Origin of the sequence: Micromonospora sp. NPDC023644 (assembly GCF_040640115.1) — a bacterium.
GTDB lineage: Bacteria > Actinomycetota > Actinomycetes > Mycobacteriales > Micromonosporaceae > Micromonospora.
The window spans coordinates 171,080-190,807 of record NZ_JBFABA010000009.1; the positions used below are offsets into that span (position 1 = coordinate 171,080).

Below are 19,728 nucleotides of genomic sequence, written 5' to 3' on the forward strand. Positions count from 1 at the left end.
GCTCCATAGCATCGATGCTATGGGCTGGGGTAGCGTGGAGCTGGAACCAGAAGTTCGAGAGTGGCTGGAGGGACTAACAAGCGCAGACTTTGCGCGCGCGGCGTTTTACATCGACCTACTTGGGAGTAGGGAAGTGCTGCTGGGTGAGCCGCACTCCCGGCAGCTCGACGGGAAGCTGCGGGAGCTGCGCTTCTACCTGGAGCGCGATGCGGTCCGGGTGACGTACTGGATAGCCTCCGACCGGCGGATCATCCTGCTGACCGTGTTTCGCAAGACGCGTATGCGGGAGGACCGGGAGGTGGAACGAGCCCGCCGGGCGCTCGAGCGATGCGTGGCGGAGCGGCACACGGTGAACGAGGAGGCGGAGCGATGAGTGATCGCGTCGACTGGAACGATCTGCGTGACCGCCGGATGGCGGAGCCGGGAGCCGCCGAGTCGTACGAGGCGACGCGCATCGCCTTCGAGCTCGGTCAGGAGGTGCGGCATCTGCGGGAGCGAAACGGCTGGAGCCAGAGCCAGTTGGCGAGGTCCGCCGGTATGACGCAGTCCGCCGTTGCCCGGTTCGAGGCGGGCGGCACAGTGCCGACCCTGCCGGTCCTCGAGCGTCTCGCACGGGCGCTCAACGTGAAGCTGGACGTCAAGTTCGCTCCGAACGCCGACGCCGCCTGAGCACTCCTTCCCCGAATCGGTTCGCCCTTCCTATGCGGCCAGAGACTCGCCCTTGAACACTTCGCGGCGGTGCCAGGAGATGTGTTCGACGGCGGGGGCCTGCGTCCCGGGACGGGGCCGGAGCATCCTGCCGTGCAGGTCATAGGTCGACCGACCAGCCGGCGTGCGAGCGGTGAAGGCGGCCGACACCTCGATGCGCAGGTCACCGTCGAGCCCCAGCGCGCCGAAGTCGAACAGCTTGTGGTGCAGCACGCAGAGGGCCAGGCCGTTATCGGCGCTGTCCGGGCCGTCGAAGGCCCACCAACGCACGTGTGCCGCCTCAACGCCGACCGAGGCGTTGCCGAGCTGTCCGTCGTACCCGCAGAACGCGCACTGCCGGTCCCACGCCTGGAGCACCGCCACCCGCCAGGAGGCATCACGCCGCCGCCTAGGAACCGGCACGACGCCCGGCGCCTGGAGGATGTCGTCGGGGTCCAGACCGGCAGCGGTGAGGACGTCGGGCGCGATGGTGGGCGGAAAGTGTTGCTCTACCAGAACACGGGCGACCTGCCGCACCAACTCGGGCTCGTGGCGCAGGGCCGTCTCGGTGGCGGCGTCGAAACGGCCCACCACGTCGTGGGCCGCCAGCGGCCCGACCAAATCCATCGGTACGTCCCGGTTCAACGTCCACACGCGATCGCTGCGGAGCCGGGTGAACGGGTACGCGGCGCTCTGCGCCCGCCCGGTCTTCGACGTCGGACCGAATTCGGTGATCAGGTCGCTCAGCCGCTCCTGCGCCTGCGACCACGGCAGCTCGCTGGAGCCGACCTCAGTGAGCTGGCCGAGTGCCAGCAACACCAGCAGCGGCTTGTGCGGTGCGCGCCGGCCACGCTGCTGATGCAGCCGCAGGGAGGTCAGCCGGTCCAACACCTCCTGGCGGGTGCTCATGCGGCGATGGTTCGGGCGGTGGCGTAGACGTCGGCGGGGAGGGCGTGCGCCAGTCGCCAGATGATCCGCATGGGCCGGTCGCCGGTGTGCTGCTGGTAGGTCATCGGGCCGGCGTAGAGGTAGGCCGGCGCGCCCAGGTCCCGGTCCGCGACCCGGGTCTCCCGTACGAACAGGTGCACGGTCGAGCCGCGCGAGGCGTGATGGATGTAGCGCTGACCGGTCGCCGACGCCGACGACGTGGTGCTCTGCGACTCCCACTGGAACAGGCTGTCGGTGATGGCCCGGTCGGCGTACATGGTGGTGGGGGAGTAGTGCTGCTCCGACTTGACCAGGGTGACGAAGAAGAGATCCGCCTGGGCGTCGGGCAGCCACTTCACCCCCTCGCGCAGCGATCCCGGGTTCGGCATGCCGAAGGCGGCGCATGCCTCGTTGCGGCTGTAGCGGGCGTGCACCCGTAGCGGCACCTCCGCCGACAGTGGCTTCGGCGTGACCCGGTGGATCCGGTCGCGCAGCACCTCGGCCACCTGCCGCAGCTCGGCGCAGCGGGCCGGCTCCGCCCAGAGCCGCGCCAGGCGCTCCTCGCGGGAGGCCAGCGGCGCGTTCGGTCCCCACAGGTCGAAGTGCAGCATGTCCCACAGCCGCCCGGCGCTCGGTCGCTCGCCCGCCGCCACCCGGGCCAGCAGGTCCAGGCGGTCCGGGTCGTCGAGGTGCAGCATCCGCCCGATGGCCCGACCCAACTCCCGGTCGTCCGGTCCCGGCGTCGACGACTCCAGCCCGGCGAGCCGGCGCAGCCCGGTCCACCCGCCGATGCTCGCCGACCGGTACACGTCCTCGATCTCCACGCCGGTCTCCCGCAGGAACCCGGCGAGGCTGACGTCCCCGAGGTGTCGCAGCTCCGCCAGCAGGCCGTTCTTCGACGTTGGCATGACGTTGCGCAGGTTCGCGAGCACCTTGTCGCGGGCAACCGGGTCGAGCTGGATGTGACACCCGCTGGGCAGCGACGGGAAGTCCTGCTCGACCGCCTCTTTGATCTCCCTGCGGCTGACGCCGGTCAGGGCCCGCCAGCGCAGGTCGAAGCGGAAGTTGGCGTGCTGCCCGCCGATGAAGTCGAGCACCGTCAGGCAGGGCTTGTCGTCGTCCAGGCGCAACCCGCGGCCGAGCTGCTGTAGGAAGATCGTGGCGCTCTCGGTGGGCCGCAGCATCAGGATCGTGTCGACCATCGGCAGGTCGACGCCCTCGTTGAACAGGTCGACGGTGAAGAGCACCCGCAGCTTGCCGGCCTTGAACTCTCGCAACAGGTCATGCTGCACGGGCCGGTCGACCTGGGAGGTCACCGCCGCCGACGGCACGCCGTGCCGGGTGAACCACTCCGCCATGAAGCGGGCGTGGGTGATGCTCACGCAGAACCCGAGCGCCCGCATCCGATCCACGTCGACCGTGTCGCGTACCGCCTTCAGCACCAGCCGCGCCCGCGCGTCGTTGCCGGTGTAGAGGCCGTCAAGGTCGCCCAGGTCGTACCCCTGGCCGCGCTTCCAGCGCAGCCGCGACAGGTCCACGTCGTCGTGCAGCCCGAAATACTGGAACGGCGCGAGCAACTGCCGCTCCAACGCCTCCCACAGGTGCAGCTCCACCGCCACGCGGCCGTCGAACCACCGCCGCACATCGCGACCGTCGGCCCGGTCGGGTGTCGCCGTCAGCCCCAGCAGTACGCGCGGCCGAAGCCGCTCCAACAGCCGGGCGTACGTCGGTGCCTCCGCGTGGTGGAACTCGTCGACGATCACCATGTCGTACGCCTCGGGGTCGATCTCCCGCCGGTGCAGCGACTGGATGGAGGCGAAGACGTGCCGCCACCTGGTCGGGGTCTTGCCCCCTACCAGCGTTTCGCCGAAGCTGCCGTCGAGCATCACCTGCCGGAACGTCGCCAGGCTCTGGGTGAGGATCTGCTCCTGGTGGGCGACGAAAAGCAGCGAGTCGGCCTGACCCTTGCGGTGCAGGCGCCGGAAGTCCAGCGCCGCGACAACCGTCTTGCCGGTGCCGGTCGCCATCACCACCAGGTTCCGGTGCCGGCCGTGCACCTGCCGCTCCGCGTCCAGGTCGGCGAGAATTTCCGCCTGGTACGGGTACGGCCGCACGTCCAGGTTGGCGATCTGCGTGGGCGAGTCCTCGCGCCGCTCCCCGCTGAGGGCGTTCCGCAGCCGCTCGGCGTCCCGGCTGGCGTCGTAGTCCTCGAACGCCGGGTCGTTCCAGTAGTCCTCGAACGTGGCGGTGAACGTGTCGATGACGTGCGGCTGCTCGACGTTGGAGACGCGCACGTTCCACTCCACGCCATCGATCAGCGCGGTCTTCGACAGGTTCGTTCGACGATCCGACGTACGCGGTGGTCATGCCGTTGTTTCGGCGGAACAGCCACGCCTTGGCGTGCAGCCGCGTGGTCCTGGTCTCGTAGGACACCTTGATGTCGGCGCCCAGCTCGGCGAGCCGGTCGAGGGCCCGCTGATCGGTCGCTCCCAGGTAGGTCGTGGTGATGACGCGCAGCTTGCCGCCCCGGGCGATCAGCTCGCGGATGGCGGGCTCGACGATGCGCAGGCCGTACCACTTGATGAACGCGCAGAGCAGGTCGACCTGCTCCGCCGACGCCATCTCGTGGGTGACTTCGTGGCCGATGCGCGGCTGGTGGCGGCCGTTGACCAGCAGGGCGCCGGTGGAGAGCGGGGTGGTGGGACGTTGGGGGAAGGCTGGCTGCGCGGGTGGGGTGGGTGGGGCGGCGATGGCGTGCAGGAGATGCTTGGCGTCGGTTACCTGGTCCTGTGGCGTCGACGCCTGCGGGCTTTCGGCGGCGATGGCGTCGGCGATGCGGTTGGCGAGTTCGATCTGGCGGTGGAGCTTGTCGTCGCCGCTTGGGACGGCGTGCAGGGCTCGGTGGGCCAGGGCGGCGATGTGACGGGCTAGGGCGTCGGGGGCGTCGGCGGGGTCGAGCTTGTGATGCTGGACGAGGGCGGGATCCACGTGCTGGAGGCGGGTGGCCAGCTCACGGGTGATGAGTTGTTCATAGATGCCCCGCCCAAGATCCGTCACCTGGGTAAAATAGCTACAGCACCGCTCACTGCACTGGTCACTTGAGCTGTCGGATTGGCGACAGGGAAAGCCGGGTCTACACGCAGATGTACCTGCCGGCCCGGTCGACCGTTGCCTTGCAAAGCCTCGCCGTCAACAGCGATCACCTGTCGTTCCGGTAGCGGCGGCGGTCGCTTGTGCGGCCATCCACTAATCGATCGCAGAGTCGAGGGGTGTTCGCATCGAAGCGTGGCAGCACCCGGTGGTCGTGCTGGCTACGGCACGACCGGCGCCCGATGAACGGCTGAGACGCGTGCAGCGGATACAGATTACCGACACGGCGGCTTGACTCGGCCTGGCTGGCGGAGGCCCGCTCGATGCTGCGCAACCAATCCTTGGAGACGTGACCGCTAGCGCGGCCAGCACGGGAGACTGGGGCTCAGGTGGTGGACTGGGACGGAATCGGACACGACGCGAACTTGTCCATGATTCTGAGCGTTACGCCAGCCCTGGTTGGCAACACGTACAGCCCACTCGAAACCTGGAATGTTGACGCGACCTTATGCTGCTTCTTGCTACGATCCAGCCCTGCAACTGTATGAGCGCGGGCACGACAGGTCGGTTCGCTGGTTGCCACTTCCGCAACCACCAACCGTCAACGCCGGAGCGTTGAGGTGGACTGCCGCGGCACTGCCACTACGGGGCGGCTACAGGCAGCTCATCAAAGCATGCGAAGATCATCTTCATGGCTAACCGACAGGTCCGGGCCGATCAATTCGACCCGGCGCATTCTTGCCCGACAATCTCAACCGAAAATCGCCTACTCGCTGTGCTGTGTAATCCACCGTTACGGTCTGTGCAAGAGACGACATCCTGGCGAAATCTCGAGGTCCTGGCCGGCGTACTGCGCGCCAACTCCATTGCGATCGCCAATCTGATCGAAGAGCCTACTAGATCGACCGAAGACCTGTCTCACCTGGCTGGCGCAGTTGATTTGGAGGCAATTACCCTTCGATTAAGCGCTGCGGCTCGAACGGCTGACCTAGTCGTGGCTGGCTGGGGCGCTGGAGCTCCTGCGGGATGGCGCAAGCACCAGTGGATAGCCGTGGTCGAGGCGGCGGTCCGTGGGGTCGCGGCTGCCGGGCACAACCGCATTGCACACGTCGGCGGGACGGCAAGACACCCCTCCCGATGGCGTCAATACACTAGTCCCACCCATGATCGCTACCCCGGAGTTTCGTTCGAGCTCCGGCTTTCTGCAGCTTTACGATGGAGTGCCATAGAAGGCATGGGCTCCGCAAGGTAACAATGTGACACTTTGGTTGCGACGGACGGATAGAGAACTGCGGAGGGTGCGATTGCGACGCCCCCGGGTGGGGCCGTGCTTGTTCCCAGCGTGCCCACGACTGGCTGACCGTCCTGCCTGCCCTCAGCCACGACCTCGGCGCCGAGCCCGCCGAGCAGGGCGACGCCCTCACCGTCGCCCTCGACCACCACCGCCCCGAGGACGACGTGTACGTCTGCGGTCCGCCTCCGATGCTCGCCGGCGCGCGAGCGCGGCTGCTCGCCGCCGGGGTGCCCGCCGTCCGCACCCGCCTGCCGTCGGAGCTGGTCCCCTGACGGGCAGCTCCGCAAGCCGGCGCGCGGCTCGACGGGTCAGGCCCCGGGCGGCTGGTACGCGACGTGGATCCGGAGCGCCTCGTCCACCTCTTCGGCAGTCAGCAGCGGGCTGATCCGGGTGTCCAGGCCGCGGGCCGCCCGGATGGCGACGGCCAGGGCGGCGGCGGTCGTGTGGTCGGGAAGATCGCACACCACGTACGTGTCGTACTGGCCGAACCCGAAGTACATCGCCTCCATCCGGCCACCGGAATTCTCGATCAACGCGCGGATCACCTCGGCGCGTTTCGTCCCGCCGTCCTGCCTCAACCCGTCGAGCCCCTCGACCGTGTAGGTCGACGTGAGCAGAAACTTCGCCATCCGGGCATCACCTCCAGATTCCGGCCGCGGGTACCCGATGTGACGGTGGATAGTCCTGCCGCTCCTCGGCGAGGCCAGCCGGTGCGCGTGCGGCGTCCCGGACGCCGGTTCCCCGACGGCCTGTGCTCAGGGAGAGGCCGGGCCGGTAGCTTCTGGGGATGCCCGACGCCATTCACGACGATCTGCTGGCCGGCTTCACCCCCGCCCGGCCGTACACCTCAGAGGCCGCGGCCGCCGCGCCCCGGTCGCCGGGCGTGCATCTGGTCCTTGAGGGCTCGAAAGTCATCTACGTCGGCTTCACGGGCAACCTGCGCAACCGGCTCCGGCAGCACCTGACCGGCAACCGTGCCTCTTCCGTGCTGCACCAGCAGGTCGGTCACGAACTCGACAAGCCCGGTGCGGTGGCGACGGCGGCGGACATCGCCGCCCAGCTCGCCCGGTGCGAGGTGCGCTGGCGGGAGGACGACAACCCGCAGGCTACGAAGGAAGCCCTGGTCCTGGCCCTGAAGCCGCGCTTCAACCGGCAGGTGCCGAAGCCGCGCCGCTCAGCCGACGACGAGGCATAGGCGGGACCCTCTACAGTCGACGGATCTTGGATCGGGACGGCGAGAGGGTACGGATGCGGATCGGCATCAACACGTGGGCGTGGGCGGCACCGCTGACCGACGAGGCGCTCGCCCGGCTGGCCCCGCGGATCCGGGCGTGGGGCTTCGACGCCGTCGAGCTGACCGTCCAGGCGCCGGGCGACTGGGATCCCGCGCGGGCCGCCGACCTGCTCGCCGGGCTGGGGCTGGCCCCCGCCGTCTGCGCCGGCCTGCTGCCCGAGCACGACCTGCTCGCCGACGACGAGGAGGTCGTGCGGCGTACGGAGGAGTTCGTGCGGCACTGCGTCCGGGCCGCGAGCCGGGTGGGGGCCGCCGTGGTGGCGGGCCCGCTCTACGCGCCGGCCGGCCGGCGGTGGCTGCTGGACGCGGACGCCCGGCGGGCCACCGTCGCGCGCCTCGTACGGCGGCTCCGGCCGCTGGCCGACGAGGCCGCCGGGCAGGGCGTGACGATCGCCCTCGAACCGCTCAACCGGTTCGAGACGAGCCTGCTCAACACCGTCGACCAGGCGCTGGAGGTGGTGGACGGGGTCGCCGGCCTGGGCCTCGCCCTGGACACCTTCCATCTCAACATCGAGGAGCGCGACCTGCCGGCCGCCATCCGGCTGGCCGGCGACCAGCTCGCCCACGTGCAGGTGTGCGGCAACGACCGCGGGGCGCCCGGCGGGGACCACCTCGACTGGCCGGGGATGTTCGACGCGCTGACCGGCATCGGCTACGCCGGGCAGGTGAACATCGAGTCGTTCACCGCCGAGGCCCTGGCCGTGCCGATGTCCGTGTGGCGGCCCCTCGCCGCCGACCCCGACACCCTCGCCGTCGAGGGGTTGGCCTTCCTGCGCGGCCTGACCGGGCGTAATCTCCCGTAGACCTCGGGGGGAGGTGGGATCGATGCGCTCCGGGCTGGAGGTGCCGCCGGCGGTCGAGGCCGAGCGGGTGATCACCGCCGTACTGGCCGACCTGCGCTCCGGCGAGCATCGCGGGGTGGTGGTCGACTCACCGCCGGGGGCCGGCAAGTCGACCCTGGTGGTGCGCGCCGCCGTCGAGCTGGCCGCCGCAGGCGAGCCGCTGATCATCGTCGCGCAGACCAACGAGCAGGTCGACGACCTTATCGACCGCCTGGCGCGCAAGGCGCCCGAGCTGCGCATCGGGCGGCTCTCCGCCGCCGACTACCGGCCCTCGGAGCGGGTGCGGGGCCACGAGACGGTCCGGGTCGCCGCGAAGGTCGCCGACCTCGGCGGTCCGGCCGTCATCATCGGTACGGCCGCCAAGTGGGCCACGGTCGCCGAGGGCACCTGGCCGTGGGCGATCGTGGACGAGGCGTACCAGATGCGTTCGGACGCCCTGCTGCGCGTTGCCGGGCGGTTCGAGCGGGCGCTGTTCGTCGGCGATCCCGGTCAGCTCGACCCGTTCTCGACCGTGGAGACGGGGCGCTGGACGGGCCTGACCTGGGATCCGATGCAGTCGGCGGTGGCCGTGCTGCTGCGGCACAACCCGGAGCTGCCGGTGCACCGGCTGCCGGTGTCGTGGCGGCTGCCCGCCTCGGCGGCGCCGGTGGTCGCGGCGGCGTTCTACCCGTTCACCGGGTTCCGCGCCGGCACCGGCCCGGCCGACCGGGCGCTGCGCCTCGGCGAGCCCGGGGTCGGGGACGCCCTGGACCGGGCGGTGGAGCTGGCCGCCGCCACCGGCTGGGCGCTGCACGAGCTGCCGGCGCGGCAGACCCTGCGTACCGATGGCGAGGCCGCCTCGGCCTGCGCGGCCCTGGCGCTGCGGGTGCTTCAGCGGGGCGCGGTCGCCGTCAGCGAGCACGCGCCGGAGGGCGCGCCGGTCACCGCCGACCGGATCGCCGTCGGGGCCGCCCACCGCGACCAGGTCGCGGCCATCCGCGCGCACCTGGGCCCGGCGGGGGCCGGCATCACCGTCGACACCGCCAACCGGCTCCAGGGCCGGGAGTACGACGTGACGATCGTGCTGCACCCGCTCTCCGGCCGGCGGGACGCCACCGCGTTCCACCTGGAGTCGGGGCGGCTCTGCGTGCTGACGTCGCGGCACCGCCAGGCGTGCATCGTGGTGGCCCGCGCCGGGATCGGCGCGCTGCTGGACGCCCACCCGTCGACGGAGACCGTGCACCTCGACGTGCCGGTCAAGTTCCCCGACGGCTGGGAGGCGAACCAGACGATCCTCGCGCTGCTCGCCGGCACGACGCCGACCACCTGACCCGGCCGGCAACTGCCAGGAAATTTGCATACGGCAATGTGACGCCGGTTGGAAACCTTCGAAATGGGCGTTGTCAACATGGTGCGCATTCGCCGTCCCGTCACCGATGGTGATCAGCGCGTGACGATTCCTATCCTGACCACGGTGCTACCGATCGCCGTAGCCCGACCCGTGGTCCGTCGGCCCACCTGGCCGGCGGTCCCGTCGCTCGTCCCCTGCGCGCCCACATCGCGAGGTGTCGAATGGTCAGTGCAACTCGTTTCCGTGCCGCCCTCGCGGCGGTTCTCGCCTGCGCCCTGGTCCTGGTGACCGCGCCCGCGTCGGCGTCCGCTAGCGCACGCGACCGGGCCGCCGCCCGGGAGGAGCTGCGGCGGTACCTGTCGACGCATCCCGGCGGCACGCCGATCAACGACAACGAGATCAGTTACGGCGGCGGCACGTTCGTCGTCACGCTGCGCGCCCCGGTGGGGGCGTACGGCATGGCCGACTGCCCGCAGGGCTGGTTCTGCTTCTACGACCGGCCCAGCTACGGCTATCCCCGGGGCCGCCTCTCCGACTGCGGCCGGCAGAGCCTGTTCACCTGGCAGTGGCAGTACCGCGTCGAGTCGGCCCACTACAACCTCGCCAGCGGGTCCGTCTCGTTCTACTACCACGGCACCCGGCTCTTCGACGTCGGCGCGGCGAACCGGGTCCGCAGCGACGCGGCCCCCTACCGGAACTGGGCCAACTACGTCGAGCGCCGCTGCCCCTGACGGCGCCTCCCCGCCGCCCTGCCCGAGGTGCCCGGCCACCGGCCGGCACCGAGCGGGCCGGAGGGGCGTCAGCGGCACCGGCCGGCCGTGCTGGAGTCCGTCCGCGTCCGGCTCAGGAAGAGCTGGTAGCCGAGGGTCAGGTTTCCGTCGACGATCGTCGTCTGGTGGCTGAGCAGCTCCCCGCTGTCCGGGGCGAACTGGAGCGTCTCCCGCCGCCCCTGGCCGTCGTCGGCGCTGAACGCCAGGCCCGGCCGGTCAACCCAGTCGGGGTAGCTGCCCCGGACCGCGATGCCCGGTGTCGTCGCCAGCACGTGGAGCAGGGCGGAGCGCTGTCCCGGCCCGAGCAGGTGGTACCGCTGGAGGCGGCTGACCAGCTCCATCAGGCCGGCGGCGTTGCGCAGTTCCGGCGGCAGCCCGTCCAGCTGTGCCGTGAGCTGCTCGCGCAGCTCCGTCGGGTCGGCCGACGGCTCGGGCGGGACCTCCGTCAGCTCCCCCTCCCGGTACCGGGACACCTGCGGCTCGGTCGAGCGCCGACCCGCCACGACGGGGGTGACGACCCGCCGGCCCGACAGTTTCCGACTCCACGAGAGCTGCTCGTCCCGGTAGGTGCCGGGGTCGACTCCCGGCGCGAGGTTCGCCGGGGGCGACCAGACCCGCAGGCAGATCGAGGTGTACGGGCCCTCCGCCGCCGGGGACGGGCGGCCGGCGACCGCGAGGGCGAGGTCGGCGAGTTGGGTGCTCGCGTCGACGCTCGCCGGCGAACTCTCCGTCGGCGGCGTCAGGGGACGGAGGTGCAGCCCGATGGGCGACCGGTCGCCGCCGTGCAGCACGACGACGCCGACGGTGACCAGCGAGACCAGGGAGACCCCGCCCACCAGCGCCACCAGCATCCGCAGCCGGGACCGCGGCGGGTGCGTCCGGCGGCGCGCCGGTCGGAGCGCGACGGACTCGGCGGCGAGGGGCCGGCGGGGGCGCGGGATGCCGTCCGCCTCTCCCGGGGAGCCGGCCGGGTGCGGGGGCGCGGCCCCGCGCGGCGTCCGGGCCTGGGTCCGGGCATGGCGCGGCGCGGCGGTCCGGGCGCCCACGGTGCGGCCCGCCGTCGCCACGGTCGGCTCGCCGCCCGCCGGGACGTGGCCGTGGAGGCCCGGCGTGGTGCTCCGCTCGCCCGGCGGGCGCAGGCCGGTGGCGGCCCCCTGGCAGCCCGGATGGGCCGAGCCGGACGTCTGCCACTCCGGTATGGGCACCACCCCGTACGTCCACACCGGTGGCGCGGGGTCGCCGGGGAACCCGGGCCGCTCGGGCCACGCGCCGTCGGTCGCGGCGGCGCGGGCCGCCGGGTACGACCGCCCGGCCGCGGCCTCGAACGGGCCGAGCCGCCCGTCGTCCAGGTCCGCCGGTCGGGAGTGGACGTCGCCGCGCACCCCGACCACCGGCGGTACGGGCGCCGGCCGGGGCGGAGCCACTTCGGGCCGGAACTCCCGCCGGTACGCCTCGGCCGCCTCGGCGGCCAGCCGGAGGTACCACGCCCGCCCCCGTGGCCCGGCGTTGTCGTAGGTGCAGCTGATCAGCGCCTGGCTGACCAGGGAGAGCAGGTACTGCGCCCGCCAGCTCGCCCCGGCCCAGCGACTTCTCGACACGTAGGTCGTGCCGACCGCGTAGCAGGACCTGATCACCTTGGTCAGCAGCAGGGGCAGCCGCTCGGAGGCCTCCTCCGCCGGGTCGATGAGCAGTGCCCGCAGCGCGGCGGCCCGTACGTCGCCGAGACCCTCCGCCAGCTCGGGCAGGACGGCGTCCAGCAGCAGGATCACCAGGTCGCGGGTGAGCGGCGCGTCCTCGGCGAAGCGGGCGACGTCCACCAGGCGGAACTGGTCGACCCGGACCGCGCCCTGGCGGGTGGCGGGATAGAGGACGTTGTCGCGGTGCGGGTCGCCGTGCGACGCCCCGCACCGCTGGTCCAGTTCGTCGTCCCCGAAGGGGGAGCCCGGTTCGGCGAGACGCAGCGGGTTGGGCAGCGCGACGTCGGAATCCGCCACCCGGAACCAGTCCGCGTCCGGCTCGGTCAGGCCGAGCGCCCGGGTCGACTCCAGGATCTCCTGCCATGCGCCGGCGTCGGCCAGCTCCCGTCGCACGAACCGGCTGACGGTGGTCCGGCTCGTCCGCTGCTCCCGGCGGCACCAGCCGAGGAGGCGCTCGACGAGGGTCGGGTAGGCCACGGTGAGCTGGGCGTCCGGCACGTCGGCGAGGGAGACCACCCGCTCCGCGCCGTGGGCCACGTCCTGGAACATCAGGAATCGGCCGTCACCGACCGGATGGCGGGGGTACGGCTGCCGGACGAGGTGGCGCTTCGCGAACTCCGGGTCGGCGCGCAGCGCCGCCTGGTGCCGGGCCGTCTCCTCCGCGGATCGCCGGTCCGGCAGCACCTTGACGTAGAGCTCCTGCGCGTCGCGGCCGTCGGGTCCACCGATGATGACGCGCTCGAGGTGGGCGCCGCTGCGTCCGCGATGCCGTTTGGCGTACAGGGACCTCCACCACGTGGCGTCCCGGCCGCGCGCCCACTCGTGCAGGGCCGCCTCGGCTGTCGTATCCAGCGCGTAGTTTCCGGGGTCGTCGAGACCGTCGCCCATGTCCGTCGTTGGACCTTCCACGAGGAGTGAAAGAAGGGGGCGGACGAGCGGGGGTGGTCGTCCGTCGGGGCCGGCGCCGGTGAGGCGCACAAGGAAAGGTACCTCAGCTTTCCGGGCGAACGTGTCACATGTTCGCGCTTGGGACCGTACCTACCCATAGGTAACCAGATGATCACATCAGGGCCTCAATCGCGCACGCTCCGTGACATCGAGGAGCGTTCATCGACTGACCGGCGGGTCGGCGAGCTGATTCCCAGCTCAGGCCCCCGATGGGGATCGAGGCGGCACCCCTTCGCCGCCGGCGCGGGCCGCGGCGCGCGCGCCCGGCGGCGGGCGGGCCGGGCGCGGGGCCAGGGTGGACTCTCGGCGCGACGCGGCGGAGGAAGTTCCGTCGGCGTGTCGGGGGAGGCCGGCCGCGTCGGCCGCACTTCCGCTCACCCCCGGGGCGGGGGGCCGCAGTCCGGCGGACCAGTCGATTACCCGACGTAGTCGGCTTGGAGATAATGCCTGGTCGGGCGACTACATAGCGTGAGCGCGTCAACCGCAACGCCTCGTACCGGTCAAACCCGACACCTGCGGGAGGCCATCGCCGAGGCGACAGACAGGAGAGTTCCATGTCAGCTCAGGCAGCAGCCCGCCGGCGTCGACCCCGCGCCCTCACCCTCGTCCTCGGCGTCGCCGTGGCGGCCGTGGTGGTCGTCCCCGCCGCTCCCGCGTCGGCCGCCGTCCCCGGCCTCGTCCGGATCGCCGTGACGAGCGCCAGCAACTCGACCGACTTCCGCAGCGTCACGGCGACCTGCCCGGTGGGCAAGGTGCTCACCGGGACCGGTTACGAGCTCAACGGGGCGACCGGCGAGGCGGTCGTCGACGACCTGCGCCCCAACGGCGGCCCGGCCGTCGCGCCGACCGCCGTGACCGTCGGGGCGTACGAGGCCGAGGCGTTCGCCGGAAACTGGTCGCTCACCGCGTTCGCGATCTGCGCCAACCCGGTCGCGGGCCTGGTGCGGGTCTCGGCGTCCAGCGCCAGCAACTCGGACGACTTCCGCAGTGTCACGGCGACCTGCCCGGTGGGCAAGGCGCTGACCGGGACGGGGCACGAACTCAACGGCATCATGGGCGAGGGCGTGGTCGACGACTTCCGGCCGAACGGTGGCGTGGCCGCCGCGCCGACCTCGGTCTTCGTGGGCGCGTACGAGGCCGACGCCTTCGCCGGCAGTTGGTCCGCGACGGCGTACGCGATCTGCGCGAACCCCCTCACCGGCCTGGTCCGCACCTCCGCGGTGAGCCCCAGTGACTCGAACGACTTCCACAGCGTCACGGCGGCCTGCCCGCTCGGGAAGGTGCTGACCGGGGCGGGCTACGAGCTCAACGGGATCATGGGCGAGGGCGTGGTCGACGACTTCCGGCCCAACGGTGGCCCGGCCGCCGCCCCGGCCGCCGTCACCTCCGGCGCGTACGAGGAGGACGTGTTCACCGGCAACTGGACCAACACCGCGTACGCCATCTGCGCGACGGCGTAGGCACCGCCGCCGGCCGGTGGCGCCGTCCGACCGGGACGGTGCCCCCGGCCGGCCCGTGCGCGTCGGCGCCGGCCGCGGTCCCCGCGCGTCCGCGCGGGCCCGTGCGCGTTCGCGCCGGTCGCGGTCCCCGCGCGTCAGGCGAACGTGTCGCCGAACTCGCGCACCCCGTCGACGTCGAGGGTGATCCGGCTGTTGTCGGTCCACTGCCCGGTGGCGGCGCGCCAACTGGGGTCGTCGCGCTCGTCGATGTCGGTCCAGCCGTGCCGGTGGTGGCGCAGCTGGATCGGCCCGGACGACGCGCCCGGGGCGAGGATGCCGTCGGTGAAGGTCAGCTCCACCCAGCCAGGAATCGGCGTGCCCGGCAGCGGGTACCGGGTCGGGGTGGGCGTCGGCGTCGGCGGGCCGCCGGGCGGCAGGGGCGGCGGGAAGAACGTCATGGTGCGCCGGATCCGGTCGCAGCCCAGCGCCGCCCAGTCGCAGTTGAGCACCAGGGAGGTGTCGCCGCCCTCGAACACCAGGTGGTAGCGCACCCGCACCGTGGCGAGGTCGAGCGGCCCGGTGCCGGTGTTGGTGACCTGGAGGACGTGCTGGATCTGGTTGTCCGTCGGCGACCAGTCGAGGTTGAGGTAGCTGACCTTCGCCCGCCCGTACGCCGTGCGGACCGGTGTGACGGGGGAGGGGTCGGAGTAGCCGCCGAGGGTGTAGGCGCTGACGACGAGCCGGTACTCGCTGCCCGGGGCCAGATTGGTCAGCGTCAGGGTGGTGGCGGTCGTGTTGCCGAGGGCCCGGTAGACGTGCGGGCCCAGTTGCGCCCGCACCTCGTACGTGATCGGTTCCTCGCCGGCCGGCTCGCCCACCCAGGTGGAGGGCGTCCAGGAGAGGGTGAGGTGGTGCGGCCGGTCGACCACGACGACGGGGCTGCCGGGCGTGGTGAGCGCGGGGGTGTCGTCCGCCCGCGCGGCGCCGACGGCGAGCGAGCTCAGCAGCGCGGCGAGGACGGCGACGGTGGTGACGCGACGGGCACGCATGGTGGCGATGCTACGAGCGTGAATGGATGCTTATCAATCGTTAGGTGCGGGCCGGCGGAGCCGGGTGCCGACCGGGCGGAGGCGCGAAGGCGACCGACAGCACAGCAGCCGGGATTCCGCCGCCGTCGATCACCGGTATTGGTGTCGGCCTACCGATAGAACGACGTCCCTCCTGATCTACGTCGGTCGATAGCGTGTCGTGCACAGGCCGTCCATGAAAGGCGGACCATGAACGACTCCCGAACCTCCCTCTCCCGGCGCCGGATCCTGCTCGGCGCCGCCGCGGCCTCGGCGGTCACCGTCGCCGGGGCCACCACCGCACACGCCGCACCACCCGCCGGGGAGAAGCCCTCGGCGCGACCGGCCGGGCGTCTCGTCGTCCGGGACCGGATCGCCACCGCCCGGCTCGCCGGCGGGCCGGCCCGCTTCCAGGCGGACTTCCACGAACGCCTCGACGCCTGGCTGGCCTTCTGGTCGGCCAACTCGCCCCGGGTCTGGAGCACTCCGGTCGAGGTGGAGGGCCAGGTCGGCGCCGACGGCGACACGTTCACACTGCACGCGATCCGGGTCACCCGCGACGACGAGCCGCGGGTCGCCTTCGCCAGCCGGCGGCCGGACGCCACCCACCTGGCGACCCTGGCCAGCCTGCACCACCACTTCCCGGCCGTCCACGTCGAGGCGGGCGGCGCGCTGCGGGTGACCGATGGCGCCGCGGGCTGGACCGGCTCGGCCGGTCAGGTCTCGTTCGCGGTCACCGCCTGCCGCGAACTGTGGGGGCTGCGCGCCGCCGACGCGACGGACTGGCGGGAGCACCTGAGCGGAATCGGGCACGGAACCGACCCGGCCTCCCGTTCCGGCTGGGCGGCGTTCACCAGGGCGAGTCTGCGGCGCGGGCTGCGGACCGAATCGTACTGACCATCGGAGGTAGGACATGGCACGCAGCGAATTCCGTTTCGTCGTCGACGGCGTGGAGTTGACCACCGAACAGCAGAGCCTCATCGCGAGCGAGATCCAGAAGGCGGGCCTCAACGCGCTCTCCGCCGCCGGCAGCACACTGACCAACCCGCTCGCCGTCGGGCACGCCAACCTCAAGCTTCGCCCCGAGTGGTACGGCATGTGGGTCATCGACGGCCCGTTCGCCCAGGAGCTCGGCCAGAAGATCAACGACATCGGCTTCTGGATGCAGCGGTGACGGAGGCCGCCCGCCGGCCGGACCCGCCGGAGCGGATGTGTCCGAGCACCCCCGCGGCCAACGCCACGGTGTTCCTCGGCATGATCACTCCGGCGGGACGGGTCGCCTACGTCACGCCGTCGCTGCCGGCCGAGGTCGCCCTCGCCCAAGCCGGCACGGACACCCCGGTCGAGTCCCGGTACCGCCTGGCCGGCCCGTGCGTCACCGCGAAGTGCGGCTTCTGGACCGGCGAGCACTGCGGCCTCGGCGAACGGGTCGCAGCGTCCTTCCAGGAGGTCGCCGGTCCGGCGGAGGACGACCTGCCGCGGTGCGCGATCCGCCGGACCTGCCGGTGGTACGCCGAGCAGGGCCGCGCCGCCTGCGCCGCCTGCTCCCACGTGGTCACCGACGCCCGCTGACCACCCCCGGCCGCCCCGCCCACCCGTGGGCCCCGCCCCGGGCGGCTTCGAGCGGACACCTGTCGGACAGCGGCGTCGGCCCGCGTAAAGGGCTCGCGATGTCCCACCCTTCCGCTACCGTCTGGGCGTCATGGATCCGCGGTACGACGAGGCCGTCATCGGGCGGGAGCATCCCGCGGGTCTGCTGCGCGCCGAGATCGACCGGGTGACCACCAGCCACGGCGGTCTGGTCCTCGTCGCCGGGGAGCCCGGCATCGGCAAGACGACGCTGGTCACGGCGACGGCCGACGAGGCCCGCCGGCGGGGCGCGCTGGTGCTCGGCGCCGCCTGCTGGGATTCCGACAGCGCGCCCGGCTACTGGCCCTGGGTGCAGGTGCTGCGCGGCCTGCGCCGTTCGACCGAGGACTGGGCGCTGGCCCGGGAGTCGGCCGAGCCGGGGCTGGCGGCCCTGCTAGGCGAGGCGACCGGCGGCACCGCCGGAGAGCCGGCGGACGGCGCGGCGGTCGACGGCGCCGCCGGCGAGGCGACCGGCCGTCCAGCCGGCGACGAACGCGTCGACCAGGAGGAGTTCGCGCTCCACGACGCGGTGACCACCGCGCTGGTCGCGGTCTCCCAGCGCCGACCGGTCGTGGTCGTGCTCGACGACCTGCACTGGGCCGATCCCGCCTCGATGCGGCTGCTGCGCTTCGCCGCCCAGCACACCTGGTTCGAGCGGCTGCTGCTGATCGGCACCTACCGCGACGCCGAGGTCGAGTCACCCGACCACCCGCTGCGCGGGCTGCTGATGCCGCTGGTGGCGAAGGCGACCACGCTCACCCTCACCGGCCTGTCCCGCGACGAGGTGGCCGCGCTGATGACCCGCGCGGCCGGTCGGGCACCCGACGCCGGTCTGCTCGACGAGGTGCACCGGCGCACCGGCGGCAATCCGTTCTTCGTGGAGCAGACCGCCCGGATCTGGCGTGCCGACGGCCGGGTCGGCGCGATCCCGCCGGGCGTACGCGAGGCGGTGCGAGCCCGTCTCGCCCAGCTGCCGGCGGCGGTCGTCGAGGCGCTCACGGCCGCCGCCGTGCTGGGCCGGGAGTTCCACCGCCCGGTCCTCGCCGCCTGCGCGGGCACGCCGGCGGCCCAGGCCGACCGGCTCCTCGACCGGGCGGTGACCGCCCGGCTCGTGGTGTCCCGTGGCGGCGGCCGGTTCGCCTTCGTCCACGACCTCGTGCGGGAGACCCTCTACGACGCGCTGCCCGACGACGACCGGCGCTCCCGGCACGCCGCGGTCGTCCGGGCCGTCGAGAGCGCACCGGCGCTCGCCGAGCGGCTGATCCCCGCCGACCTGGCCCGGCACGCCCATCTCGCCGGCGCCCACCTCGACCCGTCCCGCGCCGCCGACTTGCTGGTCGCCGCAGCCCGGGACGCGGGCGGCCGGCTGGCCGTGGACGAGTCCGTGGTCCACTTCCGCCGGGCGCTGGAGGTCGCCGCCGACCCCACCCAACGCGTGAAGATCATGATCGAGCTGGGTCAGCTGCTGCACCACTCGGGCGCGGGCGAGGAGGCCCGGCGGCTGCTGGCCGAGGCCACCACGCTGGCCGTGGCGGTCGACGATCCGGTGGTGCTGGCCCGTGTCGCCCTCGTCGTCCACCGGCGTCACGAGGACGGCCCCGGGCGCCTCACCGATCCGGAGGGCGTGCTGCGGGAGGCGTACCGGCGGTTGATCGGCGAGTCCGCGGGCGCCGTCCCGGTCAGCACGCTCGTCACCGACCTGATCGCCGCCACCGAATCCCTGGCCCGGCGCGGGCACGACGACGAGGCGCTCACCTTCAGCCTCTGGGCCCGCCACGACACCACGTGGGGGCTGGGCTCGGCCCGCGACCGGGCCGCGATCACTGCCGAGATCCGGGACGTGGCGCGCCGCGGCGGCGACCGGGAGACCGCGCTCTGGGCGACCGCGCTGCGCTGGGTCGCGCTGCTGGAGCTGGGCGACCCCCGTTACCACGACGAATTCACCACCTTCGTCACCGGCGCCCGCCGGGGCGACGCCCGGCACCGGGCCGCCGCCACCATGGACGACGCCATTATCGCGGCGTTCCGTGGCGACTTCGCCCGGGCCGACGAGTTGACGGGCGAGCTGACCGCCCTGAGCGAGTGGGACAGCTCCGACTTCGCCTTCATGGGCCACCACCTGCGCTGGTCGCGGCTGCACCTGCAGGGCCGGTCCGACGAGGTCGACGCCCTCCTCGACGAGCTCTCCTCGACCGACTACCCCTATCCCCAACTCCTGCGGGGCGTCACCGCGGCCGAGCGTGGCGACGTCGAGGCGGCCCTACGGCTGGTCACCGGCATCGAGGCCGCCGGCACGGCGTACCCGGGACCGATGTCGCCGCTGTGGCTGCGGCTGCGCGCCGGGGTCGCCGCCGCGAGCCGCGACCCCCGGCGCTGCGCCGAGGCCCGGGAGGCGCTGCGACCGCACCGCGGGCAGTGGATGTCCGCGCTGTTCGGCTGCGACCTCAGCGGCCCCGTCGACCACTGGCTGGCCCTCGTCGACGCCGCGCAGGAACGCTGGGACGACGCGGTGGCCGGGTTCTCCGCCGCCCGCGACTCCGCCGACCGGCTGGGCGCCCGCCCGTGGTCCGTCCTGGCCCGCGCCGCGCTGGCCGACGCGCTGACCGGGCGGGACCGCCCCGGCGACGCGGCCGCCGCCGCCGCGCTGCGCGCCACCACCGCCCGCGACGCCGCCGACCTCGGCATGCGCCAGGTGACCCGTCGCCCGACCGGCA

At 72.7% G+C, this 19,728-nt stretch carries 15 protein-coding genes and 1 pseudogene; 11 read left to right on the forward strand and 5 right to left on the reverse strand.

Translation table 11 applies throughout. From position 1 onward, the window contains the following. Nucleotides 1-19: 19 nt before the first annotated feature. Together AB0G08_RS10420 and AB0G08_RS10425 are read left to right on the forward strand one after the other, a co-directional pair. The gene (locus AB0G08_RS10420) at nucleotides 20-373 is read left to right on the forward strand and encodes a type II toxin-antitoxin system RelE/ParE family toxin (protein ID WP_358085905.1); all 354 of its coding nucleotides are present in this window, start codon (nucleotides 20-22) and stop codon (nucleotides 371-373) included. After that, nucleotides 370-669 carry a helix-turn-helix transcriptional regulator gene (locus AB0G08_RS10425; RefSeq protein ID WP_358085907.1) on the forward strand — a complete coding sequence of 100 codons (300 nt, stop codon included), beginning with the start codon at nucleotides 370-372 and terminating at the stop codon, nucleotides 667-669. Before AB0G08_RS10420 ends, AB0G08_RS10425 begins: the two co-directional genes overlap by 4 nt. A 30-nt stretch (nucleotides 670-699) precedes the next feature. Here AB0G08_RS10425 and AB0G08_RS10430 read toward each other — a convergent pair whose 3' ends face one another. From AB0G08_RS10430 to AB0G08_RS10440, 3 genes and pseudogenes are all read right to left on the reverse strand, one after another. Beyond that, nucleotides 700-1,596 carry a phosphorothioated DNA-binding restriction endonuclease gene (locus AB0G08_RS10430; protein WP_358085909.1) on the reverse strand — a complete coding sequence of 299 codons (897 nt, stop codon included), beginning with the start codon at nucleotides 1,594-1,596 and terminating at the stop codon, nucleotides 700-702. Then, nucleotides 1,593-4,671, reverse strand: a pseudogene (locus tag AB0G08_RS10435) (DUF3427 domain-containing protein). The gene AB0G08_RS10430 and the pseudogene AB0G08_RS10435 overlap by 4 nt, the downstream one beginning before the upstream one ends. Before the next feature lie 1,635 nt (nucleotides 4,672-6,306). Further along, nucleotides 6,307-6,627 carry a GYD domain-containing protein gene (locus AB0G08_RS10440; protein ID WP_358085911.1) on the reverse strand — a complete coding sequence of 107 codons (321 nt, stop codon included), beginning with the start codon at nucleotides 6,625-6,627 and terminating at the stop codon, nucleotides 6,307-6,309. A gap of 158 nt (nucleotides 6,628-6,785) precedes the next feature. Between AB0G08_RS10440 and AB0G08_RS10445 the strand changes: the two genes are divergently transcribed. From AB0G08_RS10445 to AB0G08_RS10460, 4 genes are all read left to right on the forward strand, one after another. After that, nucleotides 6,786-7,193, forward strand: a complete 408-nt coding sequence (locus AB0G08_RS10445; RefSeq protein ID WP_358085913.1) for a GIY-YIG nuclease family protein — start codon at nucleotides 6,786-6,788, stop codon at nucleotides 7,191-7,193. Nucleotides 7,194-7,246: 53 nt separating this feature from the next. Continuing rightward, a complete protein-coding gene (locus AB0G08_RS10450) occupies nucleotides 7,247-8,095 on the forward strand; it encodes a sugar phosphate isomerase/epimerase family protein (protein ID WP_358085914.1) in 849 nt (282 codons plus the stop codon). A 22-nt stretch (nucleotides 8,096-8,117) separates the two neighbouring features. Further along, nucleotides 8,118-9,443: an AAA family ATPase gene (locus tag AB0G08_RS10455; RefSeq protein WP_358085916.1), complete on the forward strand. Its 1,326-nt coding sequence runs from the start codon at nucleotides 8,118-8,120 to the stop codon at nucleotides 9,441-9,443. A gap of 242 nt (nucleotides 9,444-9,685) precedes the next feature. Next, nucleotides 9,686-10,195 carry a hypothetical protein gene (locus AB0G08_RS10460; RefSeq protein WP_358085917.1) on the forward strand — a complete coding sequence of 170 codons (510 nt, stop codon included), beginning with the start codon at nucleotides 9,686-9,688 and terminating at the stop codon, nucleotides 10,193-10,195. 68 nt (nucleotides 10,196-10,263) lie between these two features. Here AB0G08_RS10460 and AB0G08_RS10465 read toward each other — a convergent pair whose 3' ends face one another. Next, nucleotides 10,264-12,819 (reverse strand): hypothetical protein, encoded by a 2,556-nt coding sequence (locus AB0G08_RS10465; RefSeq protein WP_358085919.1) that lies wholly within the window; start codon nucleotides 12,817-12,819, stop codon nucleotides 10,264-10,266. Nucleotides 12,820-13,433: 614 nt separating this feature from the next. Here AB0G08_RS10465 and AB0G08_RS10470 point away from each other — a divergent pair. Beyond that, nucleotides 13,434-14,339, forward strand: coding sequence for a hypothetical protein (locus AB0G08_RS10470; protein WP_358085921.1), 906 nt, complete (start codon nucleotides 13,434-13,436; stop codon nucleotides 14,337-14,339). 134 nt (nucleotides 14,340-14,473) lie between these two features. Here the strand turns inward: AB0G08_RS10470 and AB0G08_RS10475 are convergent, their stop codons facing one another. Then, nucleotides 14,474-15,367: a cellulose binding domain-containing protein gene (locus AB0G08_RS10475; RefSeq protein WP_358085922.1), complete on the reverse strand. Its 894-nt coding sequence runs from the start codon at nucleotides 15,365-15,367 to the stop codon at nucleotides 14,474-14,476. Between the two features lie 228 nt (nucleotides 15,368-15,595). Between AB0G08_RS10475 and AB0G08_RS10480 the strand changes: the two genes are divergently transcribed. From AB0G08_RS10480 to AB0G08_RS10495, 4 genes are all read left to right on the forward strand, one after another. Then, nucleotides 15,596-16,282: a hypothetical protein gene (locus AB0G08_RS10480; RefSeq protein WP_358085923.1), complete on the forward strand. Its 687-nt coding sequence runs from the start codon at nucleotides 15,596-15,598 to the stop codon at nucleotides 16,280-16,282. A 16-nt stretch (nucleotides 16,283-16,298) separates the two neighbouring features. Further along, nucleotides 16,299-16,559, forward strand: a complete 261-nt coding sequence (locus tag AB0G08_RS10485; RefSeq protein WP_358085924.1) for a hypothetical protein — start codon at nucleotides 16,299-16,301, stop codon at nucleotides 16,557-16,559. After that, nucleotides 16,556-16,957 carry a hypothetical protein gene (locus tag AB0G08_RS10490; protein ID WP_358085926.1) on the forward strand — a complete coding sequence of 134 codons (402 nt, stop codon included), beginning with the start codon at nucleotides 16,556-16,558 and terminating at the stop codon, nucleotides 16,955-16,957. The genes AB0G08_RS10485 and AB0G08_RS10490 overlap by 4 nt, the downstream gene beginning before the upstream one ends. Before the next feature lie 130 nt (nucleotides 16,958-17,087). Beyond that, nucleotides 17,088-19,728 (forward strand): AAA family ATPase (locus AB0G08_RS10495; protein ID WP_358085928.1); only part of this gene is annotated, 2,641 nt, incomplete at its 3' end.